Origin of the sequence: Tautonia rosea (assembly GCF_012958305.1) — a bacterium.
Classification (GTDB): Bacteria; Planctomycetota; Planctomycetia; order Isosphaerales; family Isosphaeraceae; genus Tautonia; species Tautonia rosea.
In genome coordinates, this window is the sequence record NZ_JABBYO010000010.1 from 59,971 (window position 1) to 76,552 (window position 16,582).

The following is a 16,582-nucleotide window of genomic DNA, read 5'->3' on the forward strand; positions in this document are numbered from 1 at the left end:
AGCGCACCAGGGGGCACTCGGAAGCGCACCAAGGGGCGCACCCGAAGCGCACCGAACAGCGCACCAACGGGCGCACCGAACAGCGCACCCATCGGCGCACCCGAACAGCTCGTTGAGGGATAACCCCCCTTCGGTCAGCCGGATGGCGAGCCGACCGTTGAGGGGAGTTGGTCGTTCAAAGCTTTGTTGTTGCAAGTGGTTACGTCGTTCGTTCCTCGCGTTGCGAAACGAACCCATCGCCCCCGAGTCCGCCCTGCGAAACGAACCCATGCTCCGAAGTCCCACGCACGAAACGAACCCATTCCCACCAAACGCACCATGACGAAACGAACCCGTTCTCCCCAAACGCGCCGTGACGAAACGAACCCGTTCCTCCCGCATCTCAACCCACCCAACCGTCTCCGTTCCACCGATTCCTCTCAATCCGTGTTCCATCCGTGTTTCATCCGTGGCGTAAAACCTCCCACCCCTGCCCACGAGCCCGACGTAACCCCTTGGCAGCGGGCCGACTCAGCGTTGTGGACGGCAAGGATTTCGGGTACAATGGGTCTTCACTCTTGTTCACCACGCCAGGGCTCCAGATCGCTGGCCCCGGATCGCCCCGACGGGTTGAGGGATCGTACCAACCGTGAGCACCGCATCGCCGACCGAAGGGCACCTGCCGACCCCGCCGCTGAACATCGAGGACGAGCTCAAGGAGAGCTACCTCAACTACGCGATGTCGGTCATCGTCAGCCGGGCCTTGCCCGACGTCCGCGACGGCCTGAAGCCCTCGCAGCGCCGGATCCTGGTGGCGATGCGCGACCTCGGCCTCTCCCCCGGGGGCGGCACGAGCAAGTGCGCGGGCATCGTCGGCGAGACGATGAAGCGCTACCACCCGCACGGCGACAACTCCATCTACCCCACCCTGGCCCGCATGGCCCAGTGGTGGAACATGAGGCACCTCCTTGTCACCGGGCAGGGGAACTTCGGCTCGATCCACGGCCTGCCCCCGGCCGCCATGCGGTACACCGAGGCGAAGCTGAGCCCCGTCGCCGCCGAGATGCTCGAAGACATCCAGCTCGACACGGTCGACTTCCAGCCGAACTACGACGAGAAGTTCTCCGAGCCCCGCGTCCTCCCCTCGAAGTTCCCGAACCTTTTGGTCAACGGCTCGGGCGGCATCGCCGTCGGCATGGCCACGAGCATCCCGCCCCACAACCTGGGCGAGGTCTGCGATGCCCTGGTCGCGATGATCGACGACCCGGAGATCGACCTCGCCGGCTTGATGGAGCACATGCCCGGCCCCGACTTCCCCACCGGCGGCACCATCTGCGGCCGTTGGGGGATCATGGAGGCCTACCGGACCGGCCGAGGGCGCATCACGCTGCGGGCCAAGTACGAAATCGAGGAACTCCGCGACGGCCGAAGCCAGATCATCTTCACCGAGATCCCGTACCAGCTCACCAAGGAAATGCTCCTGAAGAAGCTGGCCGACCTGGTCAACAACGCCCGGATCACCGGCGTCTCCGGCGTCGACGACCACAGCGACCGCAAGCAGCCGGTCCGGGTGGTGGTGACGGTCAAGCGCGGGGAAGACCCGAACGTCGTCCTCAACCAGTTGTTCCGGTATTCGCCGCTCCAGGACACGTTCAGCGTCATCATGCTGGCCCTGGTCGATGGCCGGCCTCGGACCTTGCCCCTGAAGGAGATGCTCCGGCTGTTCCTCGAACACCGGGTCGTCGTCATCCGCCGCCGGACCCAGTACCAGCTCCGCCAGGCCCGGCAGCGGGCGCACGTGGTCGAAGGCTTGCTCATCGCCCTTCATTATATTGACGAGGTGATCCGCGTCATCCGCTCGTCAGCCAACCCGAGCGAGGCGAGAGCCCGCCTGATGGGCCTGGAAGTCTCCGACCAGATTCTCCGCCGGGCCCTCGACAACCCCGACGCCCAGGCCACCGGCCCGCTCACCCGCAACCAGGCCGACGCGATCCTCGCCATGAGGCTCCAGCAGCTCACCGGCCTCGAAGCCGACAAGCTGGCCGACGAGTACCGCAAGCTCCGCGAGGACATCAACCGCTACGAGGCCATTCTCGCCGACGAACGCCTGATCTACGACCTCATCCGCGCCGACCTCCGCGAGCTCAAGCAGAAATACGCCAACGCCCGGCGCTCGGAACTCTCCAGCGAGGAACTCGGGGACTTCGACAAGGAAGCCCTGATCCGCGAAGAGTACATGGTCGTCACCATCACCAACGCCGGCTACATCAAGCGACTGCCGCCCAGCACCTACCGGGCGCAAGGCCGAGGCGGCCGCGGGATCTCGGCCACGAGCACCCGCGAAGGCGACTTCCTCGAACATATGTTCGTTGCCTTGACCCACGACTACATCCTCTTCTTCACCGACCAGGGGAAGGTCTACTGGCTGAAGGTCTACGACGTGCCCGAGGTCAGCCGGACCGCCGCCGGCCGCGCCGTGGTCAACCTCCTGCAGCTTGACGAGGGGGAACGCATCACCGGGTTCTTGCCCGTTCGTGAGTTCGCCGAAGACGAATATCTGATGATGTGCACCCGTCGCGGGACGGTGAAGAAGACCCCCCTGACCGCCTACAAGCGGCCTCTGGGACGCGGCATCATCGCGCTGGGCCTCGACGAGGGGGACGAGCTGATCGCCGTCGGTCGCGTGAAGGCGGGCGATCATGTCTTGATCTCTACGAAGGACGGCATGGCGATCCGCTTCGACGAGTCGGACGCCCGGAGCATGGGCCGCACCGCCCACGGCGTCCGCGGCATCAAGCTCGAAGGAGACGACGAGGTCGTCAGCATGATCGTCGCCAACGGCCAGGACGACCCGGCCAGCCTCTTGACCGTCTGCAACAACGGCTACGGCAAGCGGACCGCGTTGACCGAGTACCGCTCTCAGAATCGCGGTGGCAAGGGACTCATTGATATCAAGACCACCGAGCGCAACGGCCCGGTCGTCGCCATCGCCAAGGTCGTCGATGACGACGAGGTGATGATGACCACCGTCGGCGGCAACATCATCCGCACGAGGGTCGCCGACATCAGCACGATCGGCCGCAACACCCAGGGGGTCCGCCTGATCCGGATCGAGGACGGAGACTCGGTCGGCTCACTGGCCAAGCTGCCCGAGGAGGAGCTGAACGGCTCCAACGGAGACGAGACCCTTGATGAGTCCGACGGTGCCGAGGCCACCCTCGGCGACGAACCGTCTCCCCCCGCCCCTCGCGAAGACCATATTCTCAACGACGGCGTCGGCCCGGCCGAGGCGAGCGATCATATCGACGACCTCGACGCCGATGGCGAGCCCGACCGGGAGTGAGCGATTGAGCCCCAACCCTCCCCTCCCCTCCCCTCCCCGCCCCGATCCGAGGGGATCGGGGCTTGATCCGGTCAGGCCAGGCCCGGCCAGGCCCGGCTCAGCGCCGCCCCCCTCGGGTGGACCGGGAGGTGGGCGGGGGCTTGAGCGCTTCCTGAAGGCATCGGGAGCCGTCGAGCAGCCACTCGCCGTTCTCTCGGGTCCAGTAAAGACTCAGGCTCAGCGCGTTCTTCGGCCCGTCGTCGGACGCGGCACCGCCGCTGGTCGGATCGGGTCGGACAACGGCCAGGGTGCCGAAGCTCCAGGCCTCGCTTGACCCCTCGTTCATGATGGCTCCGTCGGTCGCCACATCGCCCCGACTGCGGCGGGCACCCTCGTAGTTGAGCTTCGGCCGCATGGTTTCGTGCCATTTGGCCAGATCGTCCCCCGTGCCGGGCTTGGCCAGCGCCTGGAGTTCCGCCAGCTTGTTGTCGACGAACAGATCGGCCACCAGCGCCGACCGGCCCTTTACGTCGGTCGGCGTGCCGAGCGAGCCCAGCACGCTCGACGCCCCGTATCCAACGGCCGCGACGACCACCAGGGCCAAGACCCCAATGCGGACCGGCTTGGGGATGTCTTGGATCATCCGGCGCACGTCGAAGTCGAAGTCGATGGCGGGCCCGGACTCCGCCTTCTTCCGACGCCGGCCCTTCTTCGGGTCATTCGGATCGCCGAGGACGATCGACCCCGTCTCATCCATGTAGAACATGGTGCCGCACTTACGGCACTTCAGCCGGCTGTTGAGCCGGTCGAGCGGGACTTCGCCCTGGCTCCCGCAGTTCGGGCAACTCATCGGGATCATGGGGACCGCCCTTCGCTTCTCGGAAAGACTCCAATGCCATGCAATCACGCGGGAAGACGACCAACGTCCCTCGCGGTTTCCGACCGATTCCGTTCGACCCGACATGAGGGGTGGCGTGGTCGTGACTGTGCATCCGAGGGTCTCGGAAGACCATGCCACCGGGAGATCTTTACTGGCAGACCCCGCCAGGCTCATCTCATTGTATCGGTTCGATCGGCTCCGGGAAATCGCCCCGATCTGGGGAACTCGACTTCCCGAACTCGGGCACACCCCTGGATGGCTCGGCCGCTCCGCCTGGTGGCCTCGGAACGAGCCCGCGTCCACCCCTCGCCGGTCTTCGAAGGATGGGTGCGAAGGGCGAGGCCCCACCGGCCCGATCGCTCGCGGCCCGGCTTGATATTCGGCCCACAGACGCGGGGGAATCGGGGGCAATCGGCGTGCTTGGCTTGTTCGGTGGGGCGAGGGTGATTACCCTTTGGCAACGGCTTGTTGGGAGCAAGGTGGATCGAAGGGAGTCGAGGGGAGAAGCCGCCATGCGAGCGCTGATTTCCGGCATCACCGGCTTTGTCGGCGGCCATCTGGCTGAGCATTTGCTTGAGCAAGGGGACGTGGTGGTCGGGCTTTCCGCCTCGGGCCGATGGCCGGACGCAACCGCCCATCTGGCCGAGGCGGTCCGGCTTGAAACGTTCGACCTGCTGGCCGATTCGGTCGGGTCGCTCGCCCGGATGCTCTCTCGAAAACGCCCGGAGGCGATCTACCACCTGGCCGCGCAGGCCAATCCGCACGCCAGCTTCGACGACCCGAGGGCGACCTGGGACCTGAACCTTGGCGGGACGCTGACCTTGCTCGAAGCGATCCGAACCGCCGAGCTGGACGCGAAGCCCCGGGTCGTGCTGGTCGGATCGGGCGTCTCCTACGGCAACCCGAGCCCCGAGGACCTGCCCGTCAGCGAGCGCTGCCCCCTACGGCCGAACAACCCGTATGCCGCGAGCAAGGCCGCGGCCGACCTGCTCGGCATCCAGCACTGGCTGGCACACGGCACGCCGGTGGTGATCGCCCGGCCGTTCAACCACGCCGGGCCGAGGCAGGAAGACCGCTACGTCCTGAGCAGCTTCGCCCGCCAGGTGGCCGAGGTCGAGCGGGGCGACCGTCCCCGGATCGAGGTCGGCAACCTGCAGGTCGTCCGCGACTTCACCGACGTCCGCGACATCGTCCGCGCCTATCGCCTGCTGGCCGAGTCAGGCCGACCGGGCGAGGCGTACAACATCGGCACCGGCCGCAACGAGTCGCTTGCCAGCTTGCTCGACATCCTGCGAGGGCTGGCCGCTCGTCCGGTCGAGGTGGTGGTTGATCCGTCCCGAGTCCGGCCGGTCGATCAGCCCTTGCTGCTGGCCGACGCCTCGAAGCTCCGCGCCGATACCGGCTGGGAACCGCGCTGGACCAGTGAGCAGACGCTCGCCGATATGCTCAACTTCTGGCGAGCCCACCTCCCAGCCGCGGCCTGACGCCTGGTACAATCGGTCCTTGCGTCTGCCGTCTGTCTCCTCACGAACCGATCAAAAAAAGGTTGCAAGAATCGCTTGGGTCGAGCGAATAAGCATTCCTGGACATCAACGATCGCACCGCTGAGTGGCGGTGGTGGCTCGATCCGGAGGCAAGTCAATGACGATGAAGGATGACCTGTCTGCAGATGATGATGTGATGGGTCAGAAGCCGGGAGCCCTGGGCATGGGCCGGGCTCGGTCGTTTCCGCTCGGGCTCGCGCTGGGCCTGGTGATCGGCGGGATTTGCACCTCGATCGTCCTTCGGGACTCGGAGGAATCAGCCGCCATTGTGGTTGCTCCCGTCGAGCGTCCGAACTCTCCCGTGAACCGCGTGACGTACGTAAAGATCACGCCGGGGATGTCTTCCTGGGAGGTCGAGGACATGCTCGGCTCGGGTGAGGTGATCGCGGAACAGGGAATCATCGTCGATGAGAAGGGCCAGTACCGGAAGTGGGAGAACCTTGGCCGGCGCGTGTCCAACTCCTCGGGAACCATGTCTGATCACGACGGCCAGCCAAGGGAAGACGTGCGCAGGACTGTCCGCTGGTCAAACGGCAAGCGGATGATCACGGTGGTCTTCCAGAACGATACGGTCGTGGAGAAAATGGAGGAGAATCTCTACTGATCCGCGTTTTGCGTCGCCGTTGCTCGGTCGAGGAGGCGGTCGCGTCCGGGCCCCTGGGCCAGTTTCGTTCTGTTGCGAACTGGGGATCACTCCCCGGCCGAGTCTGCTCATGATCCTCAATCCGCTCCGACGACAACCGCTTCGCGCTCGACGTTCGGTCGGCCTGGTCGGCCTCTTTTACAGTGGGAAAACGGTCTTGCTGACCTCATTGATTGCGCACCTGCGCAATCATGATCCTGATCGTTTACCTCTGGGTTCTGGACCCGGTGCGCCGGAGATTACCCACCTGGGAGAACTCCCCCCGAGTCTTTGCTCCGAGCGTTTCGATGTCGACGACCACTACAACCGCCTGATCGAGTCCGACTGGCCCGCCAAGACTGACCGCCTGAACGAGTACCGGGCCGAGCTGGTCGTCGGGAAAGGAAGCTGGTGGACGACCGACCTGTCGCTCGTCGACCTGCCGGGGGAACGGCTGGCGGACATGGTGATCGCCTCGCACCCAACGTTCGACGGCTGGAGCGACGCCGTGCTGGGTGTCCTGCGGAACGAGGCCGAGTTCGCCCGCATTGCCCGACCGTACCTGGAGACGGCGTCGCGAGCCGGCGCGACCGAGGCCGAAATCCTGGCCGCTTACCGCACCGTGCTGGCCACCTTGCACACGCGGTTCATGCCGTTCATCTCACCGTCGAGCTTCGTGCTTGACCCCGAAGGAGTGTCGCTCGACGCGAGGCTCGGCACCGATCGCCCGGCGACCGAGGCCGATCGGATCGCGTTGAAGGCTGAGCGAGGGGTCTGTGGCCTGGCACGCTCGGAGCAGTTCGCTCCCCTGCCCCCGGCAGTTCGGGAGCGATCCCCCGCGCTGGCGTCGACCTTCGCCGGGCGTTACACCCGCTACCGAGAGGCGGTCGTCTTGCCCTTCGCCCGAGCGCTTGGCCGATGCGATGACCTGGTGGTGCTGGTGGATGTGACCGTCTTGCTCGAAGGTGGGCACGGGATGGTCAACGCCTACCGGGCGTTTCTGGAACAGGTGTTCGCCTCGGTCGATCCGGGGTTCACGCCCGCGAAACAGGTGGTGGACTGGGGGCTCTGGACCCTCTCGTTGTTTCAGGCAAAATATGCTCATGTACGTCGAGTCGTGTTCGTCGCCACCAAGGCCGATCGCGTGGTCCGGGACGACCGCGACCGCCTGCTCGACCTGTTGACGCAACTGACCCGGCCGATCATCCGGCCGCACCAGGCGAGGAAGCATCTGACGGTCGAGCATGTGATTGTTTCCGCCGTTCACTCGACCTGGACCGAATCGGGCGACCCGGCCGACACGCTCCGCTACAACACGCCGAAGGGGGAGGTCCGGACCACCGTATCGCGGCTGCCCGAGCAGTGGCCCGACCAGTTCGAGGCGGGCCGTTTTCGTTTCCCTCGGCCCGAGCCTGCCTTGCCTCGGGCCCGCGTGCGGGTGCCGCCTCATATCAATCTTGATCGGTTGACGCGATTTTTGCTTGATTTGAAATAATCATTCGTCACTGAGAACACCGATTGAGAATGTCCCTTCTCTTGAGAAGGAGCTTGTCATGAGTCGTTCCTCGGGCTATGGCCCATCCTCCGGAATTCCCGGCGGCGAGGGGGGGGAGCACGAATCTGGTCCCGCCCCCGAGACGCGGTCGGAGCCGATGTCGAGTCCGACTTCCGAGCCAGAATCCGCCACCGAGCGGCATTCGCGACCGATCGACTCCGGCATTCCCGTCCCCGTGCTCGATGAGTCGATGGTCGGCCCGACTCGCATGTTCGTCGAGGACTTGCCGCCGATCGACGACGACGAACCGATCGTTGAGGAACGTGATCGCCCCTGGTTGGATCGCGGGACCGGGGTCTTGCTCGTTGTGATGGCGACGACGGTCCTCTTGCTGGTCGTGGCCTCGCAGGCGGCGAGTTTCCTGGCGGCCTTGGCGGTCTGGCCGCCGGTGGTGCAGGCGATCGGCTACGGGGTGGCGGCGGTGCTGGGGGGAATGTTCGCGATTGCGATGATCGGGCTCGTGTGGAAATATGTCACGCTGCCGATCTCGCCGGGCGTCCGGGTTGATCGGGCCGATTCGCTGAGTCATCGCCGGTCGCTCCAGATCCAGGGGCGGCGCAACCGGGCAATCGCCAAGCGCCAGCTCCTCGAATTCCTGAAACGCTATCCGACCGATCCGCGGCACGGACGCTTCTTGAAGTCGATCGCCGGTCCCGAGATCGCCCAGCGTCTGCTCATCCAGCGCAACCGGCTCCTGTCGCACGATGCGGCGACCGATGACGACTGGGTCCGCGAGTTCGAGGCGCGTTTCCTCGAACCGCTGGACGAGGCGGCTCGATCGCTCGTCAAGCGTCATGCCGTGGCCGTCGGCGTGAAGACGGCAATCGTGCCGAGTGGGTTCCTCGATGGGTTGATCGTGGTCGCCAACGCCTATCAACTGATCGGCAGCCTTTGCCGATTGTACTGCCTGCGAGCCGACACCTGGTCAACGGTCAAGATCACCGCACATGTTTTTGGCAACACGTTTGTCGCCGCCCGCCTGGAGGAGTTCACCGACCAGGCCGCCGACGCCTCGTTCGACCAGATGCACGACCTGATCCATAGCCAACTCGCCCGGGGGGTGCTCTCTCGCCTTTCCTCCGGCGTGACTCAGGGGACGGTCAACGGCCTGCTCCTGCGCCGGTTCGGCCGTTATGCGATCCGAGCCTTGCGGCCGATCCGGGGGTGAGCAGCGCGGCGAGATTCCCCGCGTTTGGCCGCGGTCAAGTCATTCTGATCCAATGAATCAGCGGTCGAATCCGGTTTATTCGACGAGGGGAGACGGATGGCACACTTGACAACGATTTCGGGGACGTATCGCGACGGTGTGATCGAGCTGTCGGAACGTCCGGCGGGAGTCGCGCCGGGGGCTCGGGTGCTGGTAATGTTCCTGGACGATGCCTCGATCACCCCCGAGGAACGCGAGGCCCTGCGTCAGGAAGCCTTTGCCGACATGCGGCGGGGGATCGATCTCGGGGGGCCTCCCTACCCGACCCGGGAGGAGCTGAAGAAGTGGACCCGATGATCCTGCGCCGGTGATGGTTGATACCAATGTGGTGGTCTACGCGTATGATCCGAGTGACCTCGCGAAGCACAAACAGGCTATAGAACTTCTCGCGGCACTTTCGGAGCAAGGACGACTTGTGATGAGCGTCCAGGTGTTCAACGAGTTTAGTAATGTCTTGATGAGCCGATGCCGGGAGCAGCCGCTGGCCTCGCCTGAAGTCACAATCATCCTACGACGGTTGCTGATGATTGGAAAGGTCTTGCCCTTGACCGCATCCATGACGCTTCGTGCCCTCGACGCCATCCCCCGGCATGGCTTCTCGTTCTGGGATGCGCTGGTCTGGGCTGCCGCCAGGGAGCATGGGGCGACGACCCTGTACACCGAGGACTTCCAGCACGGCCGAGAGATCGAAGGGGTTCGCATTGTGAACCCCTTCGAGGCGGCCCCGGCCTGAGGTGGGAGCGTGTTGGGTCAGGGGGTCGGCTTGGTCGCGTCTCCGGCCTCGGGGGGAGGGGAAGCGCCTTCGTCGTTGAGCAGGTCGTTCAGGAGATCCTGGGAATCGACGGTCGTCCATGTGCCTCTGTCGCTGCGGAAGGTGTGGATGCGGCTGCCGTCGCGGACGGTGACGGCGCCGGCCTCCAGCACGGGGGAGGCGGAGGTCGGGTCAGAGAGTTCCAGGCTCGCCCAGCGATTGGATTGCATGCTGAAGGCGTACACGAAGCGGCCGAGGTGATAGACCGCCGTCTCGGGATTGACGATCGGCGAGGCCTTGTCTGAAACGGGCTCGCTCAGGTCGAGGGCATACCACGTGTTGTTGGTGGTATTGAACACTGCGACTCGCCGGATCTCCGGCCCTTCCAGTTGCAGTGCCGTCAGGTAGGCGTTGTTGATCGGGGTGATGCTCAGGGGCAGATCGGCCGAGGCCGGCAGGTCAACCCTCGCGGTCTGGCCCGAATGCGTGTTGCGGACCGCGACCCGATCGCCCGAGGGGGAGATGGCCCAGAGGTATTCGTTGATCTTGATGAGCGCGGGCTCGGTGCTCCGGACGGTCGATCCCGGCCCGGTCGCGGCCGAGGGCGTGTCCGAGGGCGATTTGGGTTCCGCGTCTTCGACGTCGTTTTCCATGTCCTCGTCCTCATGGACGTCGTCCTCGGCGTCCCCGTTTTCGGGGGCATCCGGGAGGAAGGTGATGGACCGGAGCTTGGAGGGGTCGAGGGTCAAGGGGCCGAGGTTGGTGGTCATTTTCAGGGGGCCGTACAGTTGGAGCGAGCCGGCCAGCTCCTCGCCGGAGGCGGCGACAACCGCGCCGGGGACGCTCACGGTCCATCCTCCGTTCGGCATCACGTACATGTTCATAGGAGGGTGCCCCTCCGGAATGTCGAAGCGGACGATTTTGAGCTTCTCCGGGGGGATCTCGTAGCCGCCGAAGTCACTGTCGATGGCGATCGGGCCGAGCCGAAGCGGGCCGGACACGCGCTTGCCGGTCAACGCTTCGACCTCGACCATCCGCTCTGAGAGTTCCGGGGGCTCCTGGCCCATCATCAAGCCGCCCATGCCGCCACCGCCCATGCCGCCGAACTGGCCCGAGGCGGTCCCGGGGATCAGGACCAGGGTGGTCATCGCGTAGGCCAGGGATCGCAATCGGGGTGGAATCATCGGAACATCCTCGACAGAACCGGAGGATCATCGGGAGACGTGATCGGCACGATTGGCCGGAAGGTCATCCTATCGAGGGTGGTTGCTCGGCATCAATCCATTTCTTCCTGATGAAATGATGGAAAATCGAGGCGTTTTCTGTCGGGGGATCGTTCGCGAGAATCGGCGCAATCCGAAGAATCGCTCAATTCGAGCAAGGACTCGGGCCGAAGATCCGAGATGAGCCGGACTCGTTGCCGGGCGCCTGGACTGCGATCGGAGGCCGATTCCGAGCGACAGGATCGGAACAAGGGCGCGGCGGGCAAAGACGGGTCAGGAGGGGCTCGGGGCACGGAAAACGCCGGGAGCGGGGTGCTTCGGATGACTGCGATCGGGTGGAAGCGAAGCGGGGCGGTCGTGGGGCGTCCGGGCAAGGCGGCTCGCAGGAAGAGGGCGCTGACCGGGGCGGTCGAGGCGTTGGAGCCTCGGGTCGTGATGGCCACCTTCATGGTCACCAGCGCCGCCGATACCGGGCCGGGGACGCTTCGGGATGCGATCACGCAGGCGAACCGGGTGCTCCGCGAGGCGCATGTCATCAGCATTGCGCCGGAGGTCTCGGGGCCGATCGTGCTCAACAGCGCCTTGCCGACGCTCGTGGGGGAGGTGGAGCTTTCCGGCCCCGAAGGGACTCAGGTGGCGATCGTTCGGAGCAACGCTCCGGACACTCCGGAGTTCCGGCTCCTGACGGTGGGCAAGTCGGCCAAGGTCACGGTCAATCGCCTGGCGTTTTCGGGCGGTCAGGCCCAGTTCGGCGGCGGCATTCTGAACGATGGGCAACTGCTCTTGATGGACAGCGACGTGTCGGGGAACGTCGCTGGGGCGAAGGGAGGGGGGATCTACAATACGGGGGCCATCACGATCGGCGCGTCGTCGATCCGGGACAACGTGGCCGAAGGGGTGAGGTCGATCGGCTTCGGCCCGGCGGGGATTGGCCGGGGCGGAGCGATCTTCAACTCGAACAGCCTGACACTTTCTTCCAGCTCCGTGACTGGCAACTCGACCAACCGAGAAGGCGGAGCGATCTGGAATTCCGGCTGGACGAGCATCAACACGAGCCTGTTCGCAGGGAACTCGGCCGAGGCGTTTGTGGCGGCTCCCGGCCGGGTGCCGATCGGCCGGGGCGGGGCGGTGTACAACACCTCGGTGCTTCATGTGAACGGCAGCACCCTGACCGACAATCTCGCCAACCAGCAAGGGGGAGCCGTGTACAGCAACGTCACGCGCCCCCGAATCGAACCGTCGTCGATCACCTCGTCGATCGTGGCCGACAACGTTGTTGACGATGTGTTCGTGCGGTTCGGGCCGTTTGAATTTCGGGGACCGAACCTCGTGGGGAAGGTCTCAGGGAGGACGACCGGCACGATCTCGATGCCCGGGGTCGATCCGATGCTCGCTCCGCTTGGTCTCTATGGCGGGTCGCTGCTGGCCCGACCCCCGTTGCCAGGGAGCCCGGCCATCGGGGCGGGATTGTTCAACCCCGCGTTCCAGACCGACATGCGAGGGGCCGCCCGGTCCGACGGGGCGACCGATCTGGGGGCGCTCCAGGCCCTGCCGTTTTCGCTCCTCGTCGAGTCGGGGAGCGGCCAGGAGGCGATGGCCGGCGAGCCGTTCGCCGCGCCGATCGTCGTGCGGCTCGTGGCGGAAGGGGGCGGGGGAGCGATCGAAGGGGGCCAGGTCGTCTTCACGGCTCCGGCCGAGGGGGCCTCGGCCGTGCTGGTCGGCAACCCGGCGCGGGTCAACGCGGAGGGGATCGCCGAGATCCGGGCGATTGCCAATGGAATTCCGGGTACCTTCGAGGTGGTTGTCGAATCGGCTGGGGCCGAGGAACCGGTGACCGTCACCCTGACCAATGTCGATCCCGGGCCCGGCCTCGGCGACCCGGCGCCGACCTCGTCGGCCGAGCTACCGATCGTCACCACCGCCCGCCAGGCGGTCGAGGATCTGCGAACGGCTCTGCCGAGGCCGTCTCAGGTGGCTCCGACCGTGCGTGCTCGGGCGGCGGCGCTGGCTCGAGAGCTTCAGCAGTCGTTAAGCTCGGCCGTCGAGCCGGCCCGATCGTTGCATCCGAGCGTGGCTCGGGTGCTCGATCAACTTCGTGATCGGAACGGGTCGAGCAGCAGTCCGGGCACGCCGATCTCGACGACCTGAACGGTGCCGGTCCAGTCGGAGGCCCCCGGCGCGTCGAAGCCGCGCTTGCGGGCGACAAAGCTGGTCGTCACCTGAGCCCGGACGGCAACGCCGAGGGGCTGACCGGTGTCGCAGTCGAGCCCCGAGGGAAGGTCGAGCGCGAGTACCGGTTTTGCCGAGGCGTTGACCGTTTCGATCATGTCGCGGAGCAAGCCCTCGACCGCCCGGGTCAGGCCGGTCCCGAGCAGGCCGTCGACGACCCAGTCGGCCCAGGACAGCTCGGTGGCGAGGTCGTTTGTATCGGTCAAGGTGCGTTGATCGAACCCGGCGCGGTGGAGGATGGCGTGCTGGGCGGCGGGGTCGCCCCGGAGCTGGTCGGCGGAGACGGTCCATCGGACGCGGACGGGCCATCCCCAGGCGTCGAGGTGTCGGGCGACGACCGCGCCGTCTCCGCCGTTGTTGCCTGGTCCGCAGAGGATGAGCACGGGCCTCGGCTCGGGTCCGGCGGCGTCTCGGAGGCAAGCGGCGGCCCCTCGGCCGGCGTTCTCCATCAGGACGAGGGTGGGCAGACCCAGCTCGTCGGCGGCCCGGAGGTCGATGCTGCGAACCTCGTCGCGCGAGAGGGGGCGCAGGGTGGGCATGGCGTCGTCTCCTCGACCGAAAGGGAGCGACCGGGACGAGACGGGACCTTGCGTTGACGGCCCGGCAACCTCGGCCTCTATAATACCGACATGCCCTCCGATCCGACGACCGACAGCTCGTCATCTCGAATGGATCGGGCCGGTGATGCGATCGACGCAGACCCGCAAACGACGATTTGATCCGATCCGCCTGGAGCCCCTGACGACCATGCCCTTATACGAATACCACTGCGAGACCTGTGATCGAGACTTCGAGGCGCTTGTTCGATCGGCGAGCGACTCGCCCAAGTGCCCGTCGTGCGGGAGCGTGGAACTGACGAAGCAGTTCAGCGTGCCGGCCTCGGCCCGGTCGAGCGGCGCGGCCTCCTCGTCCCTTCCGGTCTGCGACGCCCCGATGCCCGCCGGAGGCTGCGGCGCCATGGGCTGCGGCGGCGGCTTCTGCGCGATGGATAACTGATCGAGCAGGCCACCGGCGCTGCCTCGCTGGCCAACCCGCTCGAAAAAAATCAAGACGACAGGTGGCGGTGCGCGCCCTAAGGTTGATTCAAGTCAACGGGGCGCGATGCGGCGTTGCCCGGGTCGATGATGATGCCAATCTCCTCCGGCGATCGAGGCGGGAGGGGCCGGGATCGCCGTCCGTCCGCCCGTTCGAAGCGTTGATCGCTTCGAGAAGGGAAGTCTCATGGCCCTCTGGTTGGGTTGGTTCCTGGACGTCCGATTGCACCTGACCCTGCTTGTGGCGTTCCTGTTCGCGACGCTTCTGAGTGAGCCGTCGAAGCCCTGGCCGGAGCGCCCCTGGAGGGCCGAGCGCCTGGTGCAGCGTCAGCAGGAGTATGAGCGTTCGCTGGCGTTGGCCGCCCCCGGCACCTCGCACGACGAATCGCTCAGGTTGGCGTCGGGCTCAACCGAGGCGCCGTGAGAGCGCCCGGATCGCGCCAGCCGGACCTGTGGAAGGGCCGTGCCGTAACTTGGCGCGAGCGTTCCACTTCCTATTCGCGCCAGGTGGCGCCAGCGCCCCTCGAAGCTGATTGACTTCGGATCGATTGGGGCGCATATCCCCCTAGGTTCGTCGTGCCGTCCTTGAAGATCGGGCAGGCCGATGGGCGATCATTGCCTAGATGATCGTCGTGTCTGGGCCGATCGGTCGTCTCAAGGGCGATTCGGCGCGTGGTGCACTCCGCGGATGAGGGGGGGAGAGGTCGATCATGGTCGATCGGCGGTTCGAGCATGAGCCGGCCTTGCGGGCGGCGGTGGCGGAGCGAGTCGGCGAGTCTCGCTTCGGTCTCTGGTTCGGCGACGAGGTCCGGCTCGGCGTCGAGGGGGACTGCCTGACCGTTGGCGTCCCGAATCGGTTTTTCCGGGACTGGATCCGGGGCAAGTACGCTCGCGAGCTTTCGGCCGTAGGGGAGCAAGTTGCCGGCCGTCGCCTGGATTTAGCCTTCGAAGTGGCCGATGAGCTGGAGCCGGGGGTCGGCGAGGTCGCTCCTGCCCCTCCCGACCGCTCTCAGCCGGATGACCGTCGCCGGGGGCCTTCGGTGCCGTTGCCTTCGTCGACCCCCTCGGCTCCGGTCGATCAGCCCGCGCCGAGGCCCCCGGTCGATCACCCCCGGTCGCGTCGGGCAAGGGCCCTCCGAAGGCTTGATCAGTTCGTGCCCGGACCCGGGAGCCGTCTGGCCCTGGCTGCCTGCATCGAGATGGCGGAGTCGCCGGGCTCGGCGTTCAACCCGCTCGTGATCCACGGTGGGATTGGCCTGGGCAAGACGCACCTCCTTGAGGGAGTGGCCGATTCGATCGCGCGGCGGCACCCCGGCATGAGGGTGGTCCATCAGACGGCCGAGGCGTTCACCAACAGCTTCCTCGAAGCGATGCGAGCCGGAACGCTCAACGCCTTTCGCTCCCGCTACCGCAGTGCCGAGGTGTTGATTCTCGACGATGTGCACTTCTTGACCTCGAAGCGAGCGACGCAGGATGAGTTCCAGCACACTTTTGACGCGCTAGTGTCCTCGGGAGCCTCGGTGGTGCTGGCCAGCGATCAGCATCCGAGGCTCATTCCGAAGCTCTCCGACGAGCTGGCAACTCGGTTGCTCGGCGGCATGGTGGTGAAGCTGGACGCCCCCGATCCAACCACCCGGCGCGCCTTGCTGAACGCAAAGGCCGCCGCGCGGGGCATTGAGCTGCCCGAAGCGGTGGCCTCGTACATCGCCGAGCACCTTCGGACGAGTGTCCGAGAACTGGAAGGGGCCTTGCACAGCGTGCTGGCTCACGCCACCTTGACCGGCAAGCGGCTCGACCTGAACCTGGCGAAATCGGCCCTCCGCGACACGATCCGCCACACGGCGCAGGCGGTCGCTCTGCGCGACATCGAACGGGCCGTGGCCTCGTTGTTCGACCTGCCGCCCGATGCCTTGAAGTCCGACGGCCGATCCCGAGCCGTCACCCATCCCCGCATGCTCGCCATGTACCTGGCCCGCAAGCACACCGGGGCGGCCTACAGTGAGATTGGCCGTTACTTTGGCGGCCGCAATCATTCGACGGTCATCTCGGCCGAGAAAAAGGTCCGCGCCTGGCTTCAGGACGAGCAGCGACAGTCGTTGCTGGCCGGCTTCGAGACGATGGGACAGATCCTTTCAGCCGTCGAGCGAGCGCTGGGGACCTGACGCGGGGCTGAGCCCTCCCCTCGGGGCCGGGTCGAGGGGGGCGGCGAAGGCTTGGGCGATGGTCCAAGCCCTTC

Annotated in this window: 14 protein-coding genes; 11 read left to right on the top strand and 3 right to left on the bottom strand. The window is 66.1% G+C overall.

From position 1 onward, the window contains the following. Positions 1-628: 628 nt before the first annotated feature. Positions 629-3,322, top strand: a complete 2,694-nt coding sequence (gene gyrA, locus HG800_RS17955; RefSeq protein ID WP_315852056.1) for a DNA gyrase subunit A — start codon at positions 629-631, stop codon at positions 3,320-3,322. A gap of 97 nt (positions 3,323-3,419) precedes the next feature. Here the strand turns inward: gyrA and HG800_RS17960 are convergent, their stop codons facing one another. Beyond that, positions 3,420-4,160: a hypothetical protein gene (locus HG800_RS17960; protein ID WP_169978034.1), complete on the bottom strand. Its 741-nt coding sequence runs from the start codon at positions 4,158-4,160 to the stop codon at positions 3,420-3,422. A 533-nt stretch (positions 4,161-4,693) separates the two neighbouring features. Between HG800_RS17960 and HG800_RS17965 the strand changes: the two genes are divergently transcribed. The 6 genes from HG800_RS17965 (at position 4,694) to HG800_RS17990 (ending at position 9,842) form a co-directional block, all read left to right on the top strand. Beyond that, a complete protein-coding gene (locus tag HG800_RS17965) occupies positions 4,694-5,665 on the top strand; it encodes a GDP-mannose 4,6-dehydratase (RefSeq protein WP_169978035.1) in 972 nt (323 codons plus the stop codon). Between the two features lie 157 nt (positions 5,666-5,822). After that, the gene (locus tag HG800_RS17970; RefSeq protein WP_169978036.1) at positions 5,823-6,329 is read left to right on the top strand and encodes a hypothetical protein; all 507 of its coding nucleotides are present in this window, start codon (positions 5,823-5,825) and stop codon (positions 6,327-6,329) included. A gap of 109 nt (positions 6,330-6,438) precedes the next feature. After that, positions 6,439-7,842, top strand: coding sequence for a YcjX family protein (locus HG800_RS17975; protein WP_169978037.1), 1,404 nt, complete (start codon positions 6,439-6,441; stop codon positions 7,840-7,842). A gap of 58 nt (positions 7,843-7,900) precedes the next feature. Continuing rightward, positions 7,901-9,070, top strand: coding sequence for a YcjF family protein (locus tag HG800_RS17980; RefSeq protein WP_169978038.1), 1,170 nt, complete (start codon positions 7,901-7,903; stop codon positions 9,068-9,070). Positions 9,071-9,166: 96 nt separating this feature from the next. Further along, entirely contained in the window at positions 9,167-9,406 is a 240-nt protein-coding gene (locus HG800_RS17985) for a hypothetical protein (protein WP_169978039.1), read from the top strand. A gap of 13 nt (positions 9,407-9,419) precedes the next feature. Beyond that, positions 9,420-9,842, top strand: a complete 423-nt coding sequence (locus tag HG800_RS17990) for a PIN domain-containing protein (protein WP_235963787.1) — start codon at positions 9,420-9,422, stop codon at positions 9,840-9,842. 17 nt (positions 9,843-9,859) lie between these two features. Here the strand turns inward: HG800_RS17990 and HG800_RS17995 are convergent, their stop codons facing one another. Then, positions 9,860-11,044, bottom strand: a complete 1,185-nt coding sequence (locus HG800_RS17995; RefSeq protein ID WP_169978041.1) for a hypothetical protein — start codon at positions 11,042-11,044, stop codon at positions 9,860-9,862. Positions 11,045-11,404: 360 nt separating this feature from the next. On the opposite strand from HG800_RS17995, the gene HG800_RS18000 reads away from it, so the two are divergent. Next, positions 11,405-13,231: a choice-of-anchor Q domain-containing protein gene (locus HG800_RS18000; RefSeq protein WP_169978042.1), complete on the top strand. Its 1,827-nt coding sequence runs from the start codon at positions 11,405-11,407 to the stop codon at positions 13,229-13,231. Here the strand turns inward: HG800_RS18000 and HG800_RS18005 are convergent. Further along, the gene (locus HG800_RS18005; RefSeq protein ID WP_169978043.1) at positions 13,171-13,851 is read right to left on the bottom strand and encodes an NAD(P)H-hydrate epimerase; all 681 of its coding nucleotides are present in this window, start codon (positions 13,849-13,851) and stop codon (positions 13,171-13,173) included. The two genes, HG800_RS18000 and HG800_RS18005, sit on opposite strands and share 61 nt — an antisense overlap. Positions 13,852-13,996: 145 nt before the next feature. Here HG800_RS18005 and HG800_RS18010 point away from each other — a divergent pair, with 145 nt between their 5' ends. From HG800_RS18010 to dnaA, 3 genes are all read left to right on the top strand, one after another. Continuing rightward, positions 13,997-14,308 (top strand): FmdB family zinc ribbon protein, encoded by a 312-nt coding sequence (locus HG800_RS18010; protein WP_206352337.1) that lies wholly within the window; start codon positions 13,997-13,999, stop codon positions 14,306-14,308. Positions 14,309-14,533: 225 nt separating this feature from the next. Then, positions 14,534-14,770, top strand: a complete 237-nt coding sequence (locus tag HG800_RS18015) for a hypothetical protein (protein ID WP_169978044.1) — start codon at positions 14,534-14,536, stop codon at positions 14,768-14,770. A 286-nt stretch (positions 14,771-15,056) separates the two neighbouring features. Then, positions 15,057-16,508, top strand: a complete 1,452-nt coding sequence (gene dnaA, locus HG800_RS18020) for a chromosomal replication initiator protein DnaA (protein WP_169978045.1) — start codon at positions 15,057-15,059, stop codon at positions 16,506-16,508. The last annotated feature ends 74 nt before the right edge of the window (positions 16,509-16,582 follow it).

What these genes read in the sequence shown, in the direction of transcription:
- HG800_RS17960 (WP_169978034.1), bottom strand. Translation starts at nt 4,160, where the DNA reads ATGATCCCGATGAGTTGCCCGAACTGCGGGAGCCAGGGCGAAGTCCCG.
- HG800_RS17965 (WP_169978035.1), top strand. Translation starts at nt 4,694, where the DNA reads ATGCGAGCGCTGATTTCCGGCATCACCGGCTTTGTCGGCGGCCATCTG.
- HG800_RS17970 (WP_169978036.1), top strand. Translation starts at nt 5,823, where the DNA reads ATGACGATGAAGGATGACCTGTCTGCAGATGATGATGTGATGGGTCAG.
- HG800_RS17975 (WP_169978037.1), top strand. Translation starts at nt 6,439, where the DNA reads ATGATCCTCAATCCGCTCCGACGACAACCGCTTCGCGCTCGACGTTCG.
- HG800_RS17980 (WP_169978038.1), top strand. Translation starts at nt 7,901, where the DNA reads ATGAGTCGTTCCTCGGGCTATGGCCCATCCTCCGGAATTCCCGGCGGC.
- HG800_RS17985 (WP_169978039.1), top strand. Translation starts at nt 9,167, where the DNA reads ATGGCACACTTGACAACGATTTCGGGGACGTATCGCGACGGTGTGATC.
- HG800_RS17990 (WP_235963787.1), top strand. Translation starts at nt 9,420, where the DNA reads ATGGTTGATACCAATGTGGTGGTCTACGCGTATGATCCGAGTGACCTC.
- HG800_RS17995 (WP_169978041.1), bottom strand. Translation starts at nt 11,044, where the DNA reads ATGATTCCACCCCGATTGCGATCCCTGGCCTACGCGATGACCACCCTG.
- HG800_RS18000 (WP_169978042.1), top strand. Translation starts at nt 11,405, where the DNA reads ATGACTGCGATCGGGTGGAAGCGAAGCGGGGCGGTCGTGGGGCGTCCG.
- HG800_RS18005 (WP_169978043.1), bottom strand. Translation starts at nt 13,851, where the DNA reads ATGCCCACCCTGCGCCCCCTCTCGCGCGACGAGGTTCGCAGCATCGAC.
- HG800_RS18010 (WP_206352337.1), top strand. Translation starts at nt 13,997, where the DNA reads ATGCGATCGACGCAGACCCGCAAACGACGATTTGATCCGATCCGCCTG.
- HG800_RS18015 (WP_169978044.1), top strand. Translation starts at nt 14,534, where the DNA reads ATGGCCCTCTGGTTGGGTTGGTTCCTGGACGTCCGATTGCACCTGACC.
- dnaA (WP_169978045.1), top strand. Translation starts at nt 15,057, where the DNA reads ATGGTCGATCGGCGGTTCGAGCATGAGCCGGCCTTGCGGGCGGCGGTG.